Source organism: Kitasatospora sp. NPDC047058, from assembly GCF_040643935.1.
Taxonomy (GTDB): domain Bacteria; phylum Actinomycetota; class Actinomycetes; order Streptomycetales; family Streptomycetaceae; genus Kitasatospora.
Map to the genome: position 1 here is coordinate 14,981 of NZ_JBEYVJ010000070.1, position 15,053 is coordinate 30,033.

The 15,053-nt window shown below is 70.9% G+C and carries 15 protein-coding genes; all 15 read right to left on the bottom strand.

The window, feature by feature from the left end:
* Positions 1-2: 2 nt before the first annotated feature.
* Entirely contained in the window at positions 3-1,577 is a 1,575-nt protein-coding gene (gene atpA, locus ABZ885_RS13990) for a F0F1 ATP synthase subunit alpha (protein WP_360187394.1), read from the bottom strand.
* Between the two features lie 151 nt (positions 1,578-1,728).
* Positions 1,729-2,544 (bottom strand): F0F1 ATP synthase subunit delta, encoded by an 816-nt coding sequence (locus tag ABZ885_RS13995; protein ID WP_360187396.1) that lies wholly within the window; start codon positions 2,542-2,544, stop codon positions 1,729-1,731.
* Complete coding sequence (locus tag ABZ885_RS14000) at positions 2,541-3,098, bottom strand: F0F1 ATP synthase subunit B (protein ID WP_360187398.1); 558 nt, start codon at positions 3,096-3,098, stop codon at positions 2,541-2,543. Before ABZ885_RS14000 ends, ABZ885_RS13995 begins: the two co-directional genes overlap by 4 nt.
* Before the next feature lie 34 nt (positions 3,099-3,132).
* Positions 3,133-3,369: an ATP synthase F0 subunit C gene (gene atpE, locus ABZ885_RS14005; RefSeq protein WP_148642913.1), complete on the bottom strand. Its 237-nt coding sequence runs from the start codon at positions 3,367-3,369 to the stop codon at positions 3,133-3,135.
* A 92-nt stretch (positions 3,370-3,461) separates the two neighbouring features.
* Complete coding sequence (gene atpB, locus ABZ885_RS14010) at positions 3,462-4,277, bottom strand: F0F1 ATP synthase subunit A (RefSeq protein WP_360187400.1); 816 nt, start codon at positions 4,275-4,277, stop codon at positions 3,462-3,464.
* Between the two features lie 285 nt (positions 4,278-4,562).
* On the bottom strand, positions 4,563-5,006 hold the full coding sequence (locus ABZ885_RS14015) for a hypothetical protein (RefSeq protein WP_360187402.1): 444 nt from the start codon (positions 5,004-5,006) through the stop codon (positions 4,563-4,565).
* A gap of 307 nt (positions 5,007-5,313) precedes the next feature.
* Positions 5,314-6,648 (bottom strand): MraY family glycosyltransferase, encoded by a 1,335-nt coding sequence (locus tag ABZ885_RS14020; protein ID WP_360187404.1) that lies wholly within the window; start codon positions 6,646-6,648, stop codon positions 5,314-5,316.
* Between the two features lie 160 nt (positions 6,649-6,808).
* Positions 6,809-8,089, bottom strand: coding sequence for a serine hydroxymethyltransferase (locus ABZ885_RS14025; protein ID WP_360187406.1), 1,281 nt, complete (start codon positions 8,087-8,089; stop codon positions 6,809-6,811).
* 111 nt (positions 8,090-8,200) lie between these two features.
* Positions 8,201-8,845: a protein-tyrosine-phosphatase gene (locus tag ABZ885_RS14030; RefSeq protein ID WP_360187419.1), complete on the bottom strand. Its 645-nt coding sequence runs from the start codon at positions 8,843-8,845 to the stop codon at positions 8,201-8,203.
* A gap of 29 nt (positions 8,846-8,874) precedes the next feature.
* Positions 8,875-9,522 (bottom strand): L-threonylcarbamoyladenylate synthase, encoded by a 648-nt coding sequence (locus tag ABZ885_RS14035; protein WP_313765545.1) that lies wholly within the window; start codon positions 9,520-9,522, stop codon positions 8,875-8,877.
* 115 nt (positions 9,523-9,637) lie between these two features.
* The gene (prmC, locus tag ABZ885_RS14040; protein ID WP_360187408.1) at positions 9,638-10,504 is read right to left on the bottom strand and encodes a peptide chain release factor N(5)-glutamine methyltransferase; all 867 of its coding nucleotides are present in this window, start codon (positions 10,502-10,504) and stop codon (positions 9,638-9,640) included.
* 74 nt (positions 10,505-10,578) lie between these two features.
* Positions 10,579-11,655 carry a peptide chain release factor 1 gene (gene prfA / locus ABZ885_RS14045; protein WP_360187410.1) on the bottom strand — a complete coding sequence of 359 codons (1,077 nt, stop codon included), beginning with the start codon at positions 11,653-11,655 and terminating at the stop codon, positions 10,579-10,581.
* Positions 11,656-11,793: 138 nt separating this feature from the next.
* A complete protein-coding gene (gene rpmE / locus ABZ885_RS14050; protein ID WP_148642921.1) occupies positions 11,794-12,015 on the bottom strand; it encodes a 50S ribosomal protein L31 in 222 nt (73 codons plus the stop codon).
* Positions 12,016-12,154: 139 nt separating this feature from the next.
* Positions 12,155-13,312 carry an LCP family protein gene (locus tag ABZ885_RS14055; protein WP_360187412.1) on the bottom strand — a complete coding sequence of 386 codons (1,158 nt, stop codon included), beginning with the start codon at positions 13,310-13,312 and terminating at the stop codon, positions 12,155-12,157.
* A gap of 138 nt (positions 13,313-13,450) precedes the next feature.
* Positions 13,451-15,053: transcription termination factor Rho (gene rho, locus ABZ885_RS14060; RefSeq protein ID WP_360187414.1), on the bottom strand; the 1,603-nt coding region annotated here is incomplete at its 5' end.

The following is a 15,053-nucleotide window of genomic DNA, read 5'->3' on the forward strand; positions in this document are numbered from 1 at the left end:
ACTCAGGCCTGCTCGGAGAGCAGCTTGCCGTCGGCGGTCTGGTAGCCCTGCTTGAAGGCCTCGATCGCGGCGGTCAGCGCGTCGACCGTGCCGTCCTCCAGCTTGCCGGTCTCGACGATGCCGGCCAGCAGGTCCTTGTGCTGCAGACGCACGTGGTCCAGGAACTCGCGCTCGAAGCGGCGGATCTCGGCGACCGGAACGTCGTCCAGCTTGCCGTTGGTGCCGGCCCAGATGGAGACGACCTGCTCCTCGACCGGGAACGGCTGGTACTGGCCCTGCTTCAGCAGCTCGACCATGCGCGCACCGCGCTCCAGCTGGGCCTTGGAGGCCGCGTCCAGGTCGGAACCGAAGGCGGCGAACGCCTCCAGCTCACGGTACTGGGCGAGGTCCAGACGCAGGCGGCCGGCGACCGAGCGCATGGCGCGGATCTGGGCCGAGCCACCGACGCGGGAGACCGAGATACCGACGTTCACGGCCGGGCGGATGCCGGCGTTGAACAGGTCGGACTCCAGGAAGCACTGGCCGTCGGTGATGGAGATGACGTTGGTCGGGATGTACGCCGACACGTCGTTGGCCTTGGTCTCGATGATCGGCAGACCGGTCATCGAGCCGCCGCCGAGCTCGTCGTTCAGCTTGGCGCAGCGCTCCAGCAGGCGGGAGTGCAGGTAGAAGACGTCACCCGGGTAGGCCTCGCGGCCCGGCGGGCGGCGCAGCAGCAGGGAGACGGAGCGGTAGGCCTCGGCCTGCTTCGACAGGTCGTCGAAGATGATCAGGACGTGCTTGCCGTCGTACATCCACTCCTGGCCGATGGCCGAGCCGGTGTACGGGGCGAGGTACTTGAAGCCGGCCGGGTCGGAGGCGGGAGCAGCCACGATGGTGGTGTACTCCAGCGCGCCGGCCTCCTCCAGGGCGCCGCGGACGGACGCGATGGTGGAGCCCTTCTGGCCCACGGCGACGTAGATGCAGCGGACCTGCTTCTTCGGGTCGCCCGAGCGCCAGTTGTCGCGCTGGTTGATGATCGTGTCGACGGCCACCGCGGTCTTGCCGGTCTGGCGGTCGCCGATGATCAGCTGGCGCTGGCCGCGGCCGATCGGGGTCATCGCGTCGATGGCCTTGATGCCGGTCTGCAGCGGCTCACGGACCGACTTGCGGGCCATGACGCCGGGGGCCTGCAGCTCCAGGGCGCGGCGGCCGGTGGCGGCGATCTCGCCCAGACCGTCGATCGGGTTGCCCAGCGGGTCCACGACGCGGCCGAGGTAGCCGTCGCCGACCGGAACGGAGAGGACCTCGCCGGTGCGGCGCACCGTCTGGCCCTCTTCGATGCCACTGAACTCACCGAGGACGACGACACCGATCTCACGGGTGTCGAGGTTCAGCGCGAGACCGAGCGTGCCGTCCTCGAACTTCAGCAGCTCGTTCGCCATGACCGAGGGCAGGCCCTCGACCTTGGCAATACCGTCCATGGCCTCGGTGACCGTGCCGACCTCTTCACGCGAGGCCGCGTCCGGCTGGTACGACTGGACAAAGTCGGCCAGCGCGTCCCGGATCTCCTCCGGACGGATCGTAAGCTCCGCCATCAGGCTTCCCTGCTCTCCTAGTTTGCGATCCTCGGCCCGCCATTGAGGGCCGCAAGTATTCGACTCTCGGCCGGGTCTCTCGAACCGGCCGTACGATTTGCCGGCTCCGGTGGAGCCGGTTCCCGACCGAGGGTCGGATGTGCTTCGGTGCTCAGCCTTCGAGCGACTGGCGAGCGCCTTCGAGGCGGCTCGACACGGTGCCGTCGATGATCTCGTCGCCGATCTGCACCCGGACACCGCCGACGACCTCGGGGTCGACGTCGATGTTCAGGTGGACCTGGCGCCCGTACATCCGGCCCAGAGCACCCGACAGGCGCTCCTTCTGGGCGTCGGACAGCGGCACGGCGGTGGTGACCAGCGCCACCACGCGGCCACGGCGCGAGGCGGCGAGCTTCGAGTAGGACTCCAGGCCCTGCTCCAGGCTACGGCCACGCGGCGCGTTGACGAGAGCGGTGACGAGCCGGACCGTGCCGGCGTTGGCGCGGCCGCCGAGCAGCTTCTTGATCAGCTCGGCCTTCGCGGCGGCACCGGCCTTCGGCTCGGTCAGCGCGGCGCGCAGCTCCTGGGAGCCGCTCACCACCCGGCCGAACCGGAACAGCTCGTCCTCGACGTCGTCCAGGACGCCGGCCTTGTCGGCGGCGATGACCTCGGCGTACGCGGCCAGTTCCTCGGTGGCGTCGACCAGGTCGCGCGCGCCCGACCAGCGGGAGCGGACCAGGCCGGAGACCAGGTCCACGGTCTCGCCGGAGACCTGGCCGGTCAGCAGCGAGGAGACCAGCTGAGCCTTGTCCTGGCCCGACCGGGACGGGTCGGTCAGGACGCGGCGCAGCGACACCTCGCGGTCGAGCACGGCCGTGACGGCGGTGAGCTCCTCGGCGAGCTTGGCCGCGTCCACCGAGGTGGAGTCGGTCAGGCTCTCCAGGTTCTGCCGGCCGGCGGCGAGGGCCTCACGGCTGGCGCCGATCACTTGGCCGCACCCTGAGCAACGGCGGCCTTGGCCTCCAGCTCGTCCAGGAAGCGGTCGATCACGCCGCTCTGCCGCGCCTGGTCCTCGAGGGACTCACCCACGATGCGGGAGGCCAGCTGGGAAGCCAGCGAACCCACGTCCTGGCGCAGGGCGGCGGTCGCCTGCTTCTTGTCGGCCTCGATCTGGGCGTGGCCGGCGGCGACGATGGCCTCGCGCTGGCGCTGGCCCTCCTCGCGCATCTCCGCGAGCTGGGCGGCGCCCTGCTCGCGAGCCTGCTCGACGATCCGAGCGGCCTCGTGACGCGCCTCGGCGAGCTCGGCACGGTACTGCTCAAGCAGGGCCTGGGCCTCGGCCTGAGCGGTCTCGGCCCGCTCCATGCCGCCCTCGATGGCGTCCCGACGCTCCGACAGCACCTTCTCGATGCTGGGGAGGAGCTTCTTGCCGAGGAGACCGAAGACGATGAAGAAGCAGAGCAGGCCGATGACGATCTCGGGCCAGTTGGGGAGGAGAGGGTTCATCTTCTCCTCGGCCGCGAGCTGAGCCGCGATGCTCATATCTGGACCTTCCTCGAAAGGGTCTGCGGCAGGATTACTTGTTGCCGAAGACGAACGGCATGACGATGCCGATGAGGGCGAGCGCCTCGGTCAGCGCGAAGCCGATGAACATGTTGGAGCGGATGAGACCGGCGGCCTCGGGCTGACGGGCCATGGCCTGGACACCGTTACCGAAGATGAGACCGACGCCGATGCCGGGGCCGATGGCGGCGAGGCCGTAGCCGATGGAGGCGACGGAACCGTAGACAGTGCCCTCAGCGAGGAAGCTCATTGCAGTTGTCCTTTGCAAGGTGGTGAACCGGTGGTGATTGGCCACCGGGCGATCCGGGAGGTTGGTTCAGGGTGGGGCCGTGGCCCCCTGGCTCAGTGCGCCTCTTCGAGGGCACCGGCGATGTAGCTGCTGGCCAGCATCACGAAGATGTAGGCCTGCAGGAACTGGACCAGCAGCTCGAAGGCGGTCAGCGCGACGGCGACGACGAACGAGGCCGAGCCGTAGAGCGCGCCCAGGGTCGGGCTGAGCAGGTACCAGGAGGCGACGGAGAACATCACGATCAGCAGGTGGCCGGCGAACATGTTCGCGAAGGCTCGGACCGCGAGCGTGAAGGGGCGCACGAAGATGTTCGAGAAGAACTCGATCGGCACCAGGATGAACATGACCCAGCCGGGGATGCCCGAGGGCCAGCAGAGGTTCTTCATACCGCCGACGAAGCCGTGCTTCTTGAAGGTCAGCGTCATGTAGGTGATCCACACGACGCCGGCCAGACCCGCCGGGAAGGCGATCGCCGCGGTCACCGGGAACTGGGCGAACGGGATGATCGACATGATGTTCATCAGCCAGATGAAGAAGAACATCGAGACGAGCATCGGGACGTACTTCTCGCCCTTCTTGCCGATCGTCTCCAGCACGATGGAGCGCTTGACGAAGTCGTAGCCGATCTCGCCGACCAGCTGCAGCTTGCCGGGGACCAGGCGCGGCTTGGCGAAGGACGCCCAGAAGAAGACGACCACCAGCACTGCGACGATCATCGACAGCAGCATCGGCTTGTTGAAGTAGAAGCTGCCGATCGTGAAGATCGGCTCGAAGTCGAACTCGTTCAGGCCTGGGGCCGGGAAGCCGCAGCCGGCGTCCCCGAAGTGGCAACTGCCTGAGGCGAGGTACGTGAGCTGATCAGCACTCACCACGGACTCCTTCGTCGTGACGCATGGTTACGGCAACCTCGGTGTGTCGGCGTGGCCTGCGGCCACGGAGCGGCACTGGAACTTGATGGGTTTCTCGCGGACCCCGCGCGGCAGCGAGCTGCACCACTGCGGGATCATCGAAGACTGCGCGGATCCGGGGGGCGATCCGTCCACCGATCGGACAGACCTGGCCGCTTCCCGTACTCCGTTGTTGCGACGGACGATAGCAGCCCGTCAGTGCGGCATAAACACCGCCCCCCTCGTTGGGGGGACAGCCGGGCCCCGTCACTGTTGACGCCCCTTGTCCGAAGGCTTGTCCGCCTTGTTTTCGGAGGCGTCGGGGTCGACGTAGAAGGTCTTGGCCTTCAGTGCGCCGCGCACCTGGAAGCCCGTCCAGATCAGGGCGCAGCCCAGCAGCGTGAAGGCGAACGCCTGCCGGTTGAAGAGGTCGGTGTTCTTGAAGACCGCGAGGACGATACCGACCAGCAGGATCTGAGTGGTGTAGACCAGGAGCGCCGCGGCCATCATGATGTGCGGGTTCGACCTGGTCAGCCGGTCGAGCGCGACCTGGCCCGAGCTGAAGAACGCCATCACCAGCAGCGTTCCGAAGAGGGCGCCGAGCAGTCCCTTGCCACCCGCGACGGCAAAGGAGACCACCATGGCGATGATCCCGGCGACCGCAGTGGGAATCGCGGCGCCTCGGAGGATCCGGGCGTCGTTGGACGGCATGTCGGCAACTCCGGCGGCATGTCGATGTGGCAGGGGGACGGGCACAGAACGTGGTGGGTGACACCGGACCGAGGGCCGCCCGCTGGACCGGCCGCTCTGCGGCGAGCCCGTCGAGGGAGACCGGCCAGGGACGGAAGGCATCCACCTGTGAGGTCTTTCGGCGTGTTCTCGGTACTCGTGAACGGTATCACAAACTATTTGATGAGAGCTTTACCATGAATGTGTGGTACCTGTCACACCAACGGCCCAACGGTGCCGCCGTACGGGTGAAGCATCTTGACGGCACGTCAGGCGGCCCGGACGGGCCCTAGCGGTTGCGTCCACCGCCATGACCGCGGCCGCCGGCCGTGGAGTTCTTGGGGAGTTCACCCAGGAGTTCCTTGTCCTTCGCCGACAGCTCGGCCATCGGCGCGGAGGTGGGCGCGGCCACCACGGTGTCGTCCCCGGTGGCCGGCGCGGCACCGCGGGCCGGGCCGCGGCGCCGGTAGCGCGGCGGGACGAAGGCCTGCACGGCGCGCGGCGCGCGCGGGCGGAACCGCGGGGTGAGCAGGACCACCAGGCCGACCAGGCAGAGCCCGGTCAGGGTCAGGATCACCGTGCGGCCGGTGTTGGTCACCGAGAAGGCGACGGTGCCGAAGGCGATCAGCGCGGCCCAGAAGTACATGATCAGCACGGCCCGGCTGTGCGAGTGGCCGACCTGGAGCAGCCGGTGGTGCAGGTGGCGCTTGTCGGCGGCGAACGGCGACTGGCCGGCCCAGGTGCGGCGGACCACGGCGAGCAGCAGGTCGGCCAGCGGCAGCGCGATGACGGTCAGCGGCAGCAGCAGCGGGATGTAGATCGGGACGAGGGCGTGCACGGTGGCGGTCTGCGAACCGGTGGTGCTGGTGATCAGGTCCGGGTCGACGCGGCCGGTGATGGAGATCGCGGCGACGGCCAGCATCAGGCCGAGCATCATCGAGCCGGAGTCGCCCATGAAGATCCGGGCCGGGTGCAGGTTGTGGGCCAGGAAGCCCAGGCACATGCCGATCAGCAGCACGCTGAACAGCACGGCGGGGGCGGCGTCGGTGATCGTGTAGCCGTACCAGAGCCGGTACGAGTACAGGAAGAAGGCCATCGCGGCGATGCAGACCATGCCGCCGGCCAGGCCGTCCAGGCCGTCGATGAAGTTCACCGCGTTGACCATGACGACGACCATGACGACCGAGATGACCATGCCCTGCGTCGGGCTCACCGCGACCGCGCCGACACCGGGCACCGGCAGGGTGATCACGGTGACCCCCTGCCAGACCATCACACCGGCGGCGATCATCTGGCCGCCCAGCTTGACCAGCGCGTCCACGCCCCACTTGTCGTCGAGCACGCCGAGCAACCACATGATCCCGGCGCCGGAGAGCAGCGCGCGGATGTCGGTGCCCTGGGAGAAGACCTTGGACAGGTTGTCCAGCTGGGAGGCGACCAGGATGCCCGCGCAGAGGCCGCCGAACATGGCGATGCCGCCGAGCCGGGGCGTGGGCTCGCGGTGCACGTCGCGGGCGCGCAGCGGCGGCATCGCGCCTGCCGCGATGGCGAACTTCCGGACCGGGCCGGTCAGCAGGTAGGTGACGGCCGCGGTGCAGAACAGCACCAGCAGATACTCACGCACCACTGGCCTCCTGCATCACTGTCCGACGGGTCGGTACCGAAGGTACTCCCGTGCCTGTCCGGGGTTCGAGGTGCGTCGCCACGCCACACACCTTATTGAGTCGGACGCCCGGGACGTGCATCGCGGTTCGCCCTACCGGGTAGGTGGTGCGAATACGCGCCTACCGGCGGCCGGCGAAGGCCCGTGCGAGCTCCCGGACGCGGGCGCCGATCCGCACGTCCGGCCCCCCGCCGAGCAGGCGTCCGACCAGTCCGGCGATCTCGGCCAGTTCGGCCTCGCCCATGCCCTGCGAGGTGACCGTACCGGTGCCGAGCCGGATCCCGGAGGCCTCGGACGGCGGTGCCGGGTCGTACGGCAGGGCGCACTTGCCGAGCATCAGCCCGGCGGCGGCGCAGCGCCGCTCGGCCTCCGCGCCGCTGACCCCGAGCGGGCCGACGTCGGCGGTCACCAGGTGGGTGTCGGTCCCGCCGGTCAGCGGGCGCATGCCGGCCTCCGCGAGCCCCGCGGCCAGGACGCGCGCCCCGGCGACGGTGCGGTGGGCGTAGGCGCGGTACTCGGGGGTCGACGCCTCGGCGAGCGCGACGGCCTTGCCGGCCACCTCGTTCATCGCCCCGCCGCCCTGGCTGAACGGGAACACCGCCCGGTCGATCCGCTCGGCCAGTTCGGCGGTGCAGAGCAGCAGGCCGCCGCGCGGGCCGCGGAGCAGCTTGTGGGTGGCCGCCACGGTGACGTCCGCGTACGGCACCGGGGAGGGCGCCACACCGGCCGCGACCAGGCCGGTGGTCTGCGCGGCGGCGGCGATCAGATAGGCGTCCACCTCGTCGGCGATCTCCCGGAAGGCGGCCCAGTCCGGGTGCCGGGGGTGCGAGATGGAGCCGGCCACGATGGCCTTCGGGCGGTACCGGTGGGCCAGCTCGCGGACCTCGTCGAGGTCGGTCAGGCCGTCCTCGCGGCGCACCCCGTAGCCGACGAAGTCGAACCAGCGGCCGGAGAAGTTGGCGCGCGAGCCGCAGCTGAGGTGGCCGCCGTGCTCCAGCGACATCGCGAGCACCACGTCGCCCGGCCGCAGCAGCGCCGCGTACGTCGCCAGCATCGCCGAAGTGGCCGACCGGGGCTGGACGTTGGCGTGCGGGGCGGTGAACAGGGCGCAGGCCCGGTCGATCGCCAGCAGTTCGGCGGCGTCCGCCAGCGCACAGCCGGTGTGGTGGCGCCGGCCGGGGTAGCCCTCGGCGTACTTGTCGATCAGCGGGCCGCCCAGCGCGGCCAGCACGGCCGGGCTGGTGAGGTTCTCCCCCGCCAGCAGCTGGATGCTCTCGGCCCGCCGCTCGGCCTCGGCGGCGAGCAGGTCGGCCAGCTGCGGGTCCGCCCGGCGCAGCACCTCGGACGCCCACCGGCGCCCCGTCGTCTCGGAGGTTCCGGTCGCGGCATCGGTGACGGTCATGGCGGAGCTCCCGGGCGGCGTGGGACGGGGTTCCTCCAGCGTATGACCGCCCGCCCCGGGCGGCTCGCCGACGCGGTGGGCGTGCACCCGCCCGGGCGCAGCCCGCCTCGGCTACGCCTTCTTCCCGGGGATGCCGGTGAGGGCGGTGACGACCGGGTCCACGGCGTGGAATATCTCCTCGCCGCAGTTGCGGAACATGCCGATCGGGGCACCGTACGGGTCGTGCACCTCGTCGGACTCCGGGCTGGCGGCGAGCAGCCAGCCGCGCAGCGCGGCGGCGGCCCGGACCAGGGCGCGGGCGCGCTCCGTGACGTCGGCCCCGCGGCGCGGGTCGGGCAGGGTGCCCGGGTCTATCGTCCGCACCAGGCGGGTGAACTCCTTCAGGGTGAAGGTGCGCAGCCCGGCCTCGTGCCCCATCGAGATCACCTGGGCACGGTGGTCCAGGGTGGCGGTGAGCACGAGGTCGGCCTCGACCACGTGCTCGTCCAGCAGCTCGCGGCCGGTGAAGCCGCCGCTGTCGGCGCCGTACTCGTCCAGCACCGTGGCGGCGTGCTCCTCCATCGGCGCGCCCTCGTGGCCCCAGGTGCCGGCGCTCTCCACCAGGATCCGCCCGGCCACCCGGGGGCTGAGCCGGGTGTCCAGCTCACGCCGGGTGAGCCGCTCGGCGATCGGCGAGCGGCAGATGTTGCCGGTGCAGACGAAGAGGATCCGGAAGTGGTCCAGCGGCCTGGGGCCCACGCTCAGGTACGGCGATATGCCGGGCCCGGCATGGAGGGAGGCGGCCGTCAACTGCCGGCCTCCAGGTCGGGGACGACCTCCCTCAGCTGCTCGGCGCTGATCGCGCCGGCCCGCAGCAGGACCGGGACCTTGCCCGTGACGTCGACGATGGAGGACGCGGTGGCGTGGTCGGCCGTGCCGCCGTCCAGGTAGACCGAGATGGCGTCGCCGAGCTGCTGCTCGGCCTCGTCGCAGGTGGACGGCGACGGGCCGCCGGTCTTGTTGGCGCTGGAGACGGCGAGCGGGCCGGTGGTGTTCAGCAGCTCGATCGCGACCGGGTGCAGCGGCATCCGGACGGCGACGGTGCCCCGGGTCTCGCCGAGGTCCCAGCGCAGCGAGGGCTGGTGCCGGGCGACCAGGGTGAGCCCGCCCGGCCAGAAGGCGTCGACCAGCTCCCAGGCCTGCTCGGAGAAGTCGGTGACCAGGCCGTGCAGGGTGGTCGGCGAGCCGACCAGGACCGGCGAGGGCATGTTCCGCCCGCGCCCCTTGGCGGCCAGCAGGGCGGCGACGGCGTCCGGCGAGAAGGCGTCCGCACCGACCCCGTACAGCGTGTCGGTGGGCAGCACGACGAGTTCGCCCCGGCGGATGGCCGAGGCGGCCTCGCGCAGGCCGGTGGCGCGGTCCCCGGCGTCGGCACAGTCGTATCGGCGGCTCATCGGTGCGGTCCCCTTCCGGAATGGCTCATGACAGTCACAACACGGCCCTGCGGGCGGTCGTCCCGCACCCGACGGTTCACGACGCCTTCCGGGCGGTCGTGCTGTGTTCGACCGTTCACAACGACGCCCGCCGGGCGGTCGTGAAGCGCGGCCGGTTGTTCAGGTCGCGGTGGTCGGCGGCGTCCGTCCAGCCGCCGTCCTCGTTGAAGATCCACGGCACCTGGCCGCCCTGGGTGTCCGCGTGCTCGATCACCACGGCGCCGCCCGGGCGCAGCAGCCGGGCGGCCACCCGCTCGATGCCGCGGATGGTGTCCAGCCCGTCCTCGCCGGAGAACAGCGACATCTGCGGGTCGTGGTCACGGGCCTCCGGCGCGACGTACTCCCACTCGGTGAGCGGGATGTACGGCGGGTTGGAGATCACCAGGTCGAAGCGGCCGTCCCAGGAGCGGTCGTCCTCGAAGGCCTTGGTGGCGTCGCCGGCGTGCAGGGTGACCCGGGCCCGGTCGGAGCTGGCCTCGATGTTGCGGCGGGTGTACCGCAGCGCGCCCTCGTCCAGCTCGAAGGCGTGCACGGTGGAGCGCGGCAGCTCCTGGGCGAGGGCCAGCGCGATGGCCCCGGAGCCGGAGCAGAGGTCGACCACCAGCGGCTCGGCGACGTCCATGTCGCGGACGGCGTCTATGGCCCACTCGACGACCGACTCGGTCTCCGGGCGGGGCACGAAGACCCCGGGGCCGACCTCCAGCTCGAGGTAGCGGAAGAACGCCCGGCCGGTGATGTGCTGGAGCGGCTCGCGCGCCTCGCGGCGGGAGACGGCCTCCCAGTAGCGGGCGTCGAAGTCGGCGTCCTTCACGGTGTGCAGCTGGCTGCGCTTGACGTTGTGGACGTGTGCGGCGAGCTCCTCCGCGTCGAAGCGCGGCGACGGCACACCGGCCGCGGCCAACCGCTGGGTGGCCTGGGCCACCTCGGCGAGCAGCAGGTTCACGTACGACCTCTTGTTTCTGCGCTGCGGCTTCTCTAGTGCGTCTGCGGGGTGCGTCTGCGGGCCGGGCGCGGGTGTCAGGCCTGCTGGGCCGCGGCGAGCTTGGCCGCCGCGTCCGCGTCCACGCAGGACTGGATCACCGCGTTCAGGTCGCCGTCCAGGACCTGGTCCAGGTTGTACGACTTGAAGCCCGTGCGGTGGTCCGAGATGCGGTTCTCGGGGTAGTTGTACGTGCGGATCCGCTCGGAGCGGTCGACCGTGCGGACCTGGCTGCGGCGTGCGTCCGAGGCCTCCCGCTCGGCCTCCTCCTGCGCGGCGGCCAGCAGCCGCGAACGCAGGATGCGCATCGCCTGCTCCTTGTTCTGCAGCTGGCTCTTCTCGTTCTGGCAGGAGGCCACGATACCGGTCGGCAGATGGGTGATCCGGACCGCCGAGTCGGTGGTGTTGACGGACTGGCCGCCGGGGCCGGAGGACCGGTAGACGTCGATCCGCAGGTCGTTGGCGACGATCTCGACCTCGACCTCCTCGGCCTCGGGGGTGACCAGCACGCCGGCCGCGGAGGTGTGGATGCGGCCCTGCGACTCGGTGGCGGGGACGCGCTGCACGCGGTGCACGCCGCCCTCGTACTTCAGCCGGGCCCAGACGCCCTGGCCGGGCTCGGTACTGCCCTTGGTCTTCACGGCCACCGAGACGTCCTTGTAGCCGCCGAGGTCGGACTCGTTGGAGTCGATGATCTCGGTCTTCCAGCCGATCCGCTCCGCGAAGCGCAGGTACATCCGGAGCAGGTCGCCGGCGAACAGCGCGGACTCCTCGCCGCCCTCGCCCGCCTTGATCTCCAGGATGACGTCCTTGTCGTCGCTCGGGTCGCGCGGGACGAGGAGCAGGCGCAGCTCCTCGGTCAGCTCCTCGCGGCGGGCCTCGGAGTCCTTCACCTCGGCGAGGAACTCCGGATCCTCGGCGGCGAGTTCGCGCGCGGCATCGATGTCGTCGCCGGCCTGCCGCCACTCCCGGTAGACCCGGGTGATCGGGGTCAGCTCGGCGTACCGCTTGGCCAGCTTGCGGGCGTTGGCCTGGTCGGCGTGGACGGTCGGGTCGGCCAGCCTCGTCTCGAGGTCGGCGTGCTCGACGAGGAGCTCTTCGACTGCCTCGAACATGGGGTGGCCTTCTTCCCGTGGGTAGCGGTGGTGGTGGGGGTCGCGTGGCGCGCGGGCGCCGGGAGATGCGAACGGCGCCGGTCCCCAAGCGCCCCCGGAACGAGTACGGGGGCACCGGGAACCGGCGCCGAGGGAGCGCTAGGCCTTCGCGCTGTGCTGCTTGCCGAAGCGGGCCTCGAAGCGGGCCACGCGGCCACCGGTGTCGAGGATCTTCTGCTTGCCGGTGTAGAACGGGTGGCACTGCGAGCAGACCTCGGCGCGGATCTCGCCACTGGTCTCGGTCGAGCGGGTGGTGAACTCGTTGCCGCAGGTGCAGGTCACACGGGTGACCACGTACTCGGGGTGAACGTTGGGCTTCAAGGGGTTCTCCTAGTGATTCGGGAGGGCACCGGGTCGGCGACTGGAGTGCCGCACGTGAACCGGGACCGACGGACCAGTCTGCCAGGACCGGCCGCTTCTTCCCAAACCGGGTGGTGTCCCGGGATATTCCGGGTCGCGCTCAGCGGCTCGCGGTGGCCCCGGCCGGGGGCCTCGCCGCGGTGGCCGGTGCGCTCGCCGGGGCGCTCTCCGGGGCGCGCGTCACGGCCCTGGCGGAGGCCGTGGGGCCCGCCTGGGCGGGGTTCTCCGGCTGTGCCGCCAGCACGTCCTCCGGCAGCCGCTGGTCGGCCTTGAGGGCCGCCCAGACCCGGTCGGCCTGCGGCTGCTGCGGGACCACGCGGTTGGGGTCGCCGGGGGCCGTCACGACCGGCAGGGTGACCATCGAGAGCTGGTCCGGGCCGATCCCCTTGAGCTCCTGGGCCAGGCCGACCAGGGAGTTCACCGAGGCCAGCGCCGAGTCGGTGGTGATGGAGCGGGTCAGGGTGTCGCCGACCGACCAGAGCCTGGCCGGGTTGCCGAAGAGCCCCAGCCCGCCGGTCTGCTGCAGCAGCGACTTCACCATCTGCTTCTGCAGTTCGATCCGGCCGAGGTCGCTGCCGTCGCCGACCCCGTGCCGGGTGCGGACGAAGGCCAGCGCCTGCTTCCCGTCGAGGTGGTGCTCGCCGGCCGCGAGGTCCAGCCCGCTGTCCTGGTCGTGGATCGGCACCGTGGTGGTCACGGTGGCGCCGCCCAGCGCGTCCACGACCCGGGCGAAGCCCTCGAAGTCGATCTCGACGTAGTGGTCCATCCGCAGCCCGGTGAGCAGCTCGGTGGTCTTGACCGCACACGCGGCGCCACCGGTCTCGTACGCGCTGTTGTACATCGCGCGCTTGGCCACCGGGGTCGGCAGGCCCTTCGCGTCGGTGCACTCGGGCCGGGTGACCAGGGTGTCGCGGGGTATCGAGACCACCTCGGCCCGCGAGTGGTCCTGGTTGACGTGCACCACCATCGCGGTGTCCGAGCGGGCCGTCTCGCCGGTGTCGCCGCCGGCCAGCCGGCCGTTCAGCCCGTTCCGCGAATCCGAGCCCAGGACCAGGACGTTGAACGAGCCGTCGGTGGCGGAGGGCGGCCGGGCGGTGCCGAGCCGGGCGTCGATGTCGACGCTCTTGATGTTGCCGTTGAGCTTGAAGTACGCGTAGCCGGCCGCCCCGGCGCCGAGGACGACGAGCGCGGCGACCGCACACGCGGCCGCGCGCAGGACCCTGCGGCGGCGACTCGGAACCCTCGTGTGCTCGACCATACGATCCAGAGTAAATCGGACAACATGATCCAAAGACCTTGAAATGTCCCGACTCTGGAACAAGTGCCCGGAAAACGCCGGAACCCCGGTCCGCTCGCGCGAACCGGGGTTCCGTGCCGGTGAGTTGCCCCGTTACGGTCAGTCGCCGGACCCGGGGGTCGTCTTGGCGATCTGCATCAGGAACTCGGCGTTGGACTTGGTCTGCTTCATCTTGTCCAGCAGCAGCTCGATCGCCTGCTGCGAGTCGAGCGCGTGCAGCACCCGGCGGAGCTTCCAGACGATGGCCAACTCCTCGTTGCCCAGCAGGATCTCCTCCTTGCGAGTGCTCGAGGCGTCGACGTCGACGGCCGGGAAGATGCGCTTGTCCGAGAGCTTCCGGTCGAGCTTGAGCTCCATGTTGCCGGTGCCCTTGAACTCCTCGAAGATCACCTCGTCCATGCGCGAGCCGGTCTCGACCAGCGCGGTGGCCAGGATGGTCAGCGAGCCGCCGTTCTCGATGTTGCGCGCGGCACCGAAGAACTTCTTCGGCGGGTACAGCGCGGTCGAGTCGACACCACCGGACAGGATGCGGCCGGAGGCCGGCGCCGCCAGGTTGTAGGCGCGGCCGAGGCGGGTGATCGAGTCCAGCAGGATCACCACGTCGTGGCCCAGCTCCACCAGGCGCTTGGCGCGCTCGATGGCCAGCTCCGCGACGGTGGTGTGGTCCTCCGCCGGGCGGTCGAAGGTCGAGGAGATGACCTCGCCCTTCACCGACCGCTGCATGTCGGTGACCTCCTCCGGACGCTCGTCGACCAGGACGACCATCAGGTGGCACTCGGGGTTGTTGTGGGTGATCGCGTTGGCGACCGCCTGCAGCACCATCGTCTTACCGGTCTTCGGCGGCGCGACGATCAGACCGCGCTGGCCCTTGCCGATCGGCGACACCAGGTCGATGATCCGGGTGGTCAGCACGCCCGGGTCGGTCTCCAGGCGCAGCCGCTCCTGCGGGTACAGCGGGGTCAGCTTGTTGAACTCGGGGCGGCCGCGGCCGCTCTCCGGGTCCATGCCGTTGACCGAGTCCAGCCGCACCATGGCGTTGAACTTCTCGCGGCGCTCGCCGTCGCGCGGCTGGCGCACCGCACCGGTGATCGCGTCACCCTTGCGCAGGCCGTTCTTTCGGACCTGGGCGAGCGAGACGTAGACGTCGTTCTGGCCCGGCAGGTAGCCGGAGGTGCGCACGAACGCGTAGTTGTCGAGGATGTCGAGGATGCCCGCGACCGGGATCAGGACGTCGTCCTCGCCGACCTGCGGCTCGGCCACGCCGGCCTCGAAGCCCTCGCGGCGGCCACGACCCCGGCGGTCGCGGTAGCGGCCCCGGCGGCCACGGCGGCCGTCGCCGAACTCGTCGTCCTCGTAGCCGCCCTGCTGCGCCTGCGGCTGGGCCTGCTGGCCGCTCTGGCGGGCCTGCTGGCCGTCGGCCTGGCCGCCCTGCTGCTGCCCGCCCTGGCGGTCGGTACGGTCGGCGCGGTCCCGGCGGTTGCGGCGGTCGCGACGCGACTCGCGGCCGTCGCCCTCCTGGGCGGCCTGGGTCTCGCCGGCCTCCGGACGGCCCTCGCGCTCGCCGCCCTCGCGGCGGTCACGGCGGTCGCGGCGGTCGCGGCGGGTCTCGGTGCGGCCCTCCTCGCGGCCCTCGACCGCCGAGAAGGCCGCCGCGGAGCTGAAGCTCAACGCCGGCGAGGTGGCCGTCGCCTCCACCGGCCAG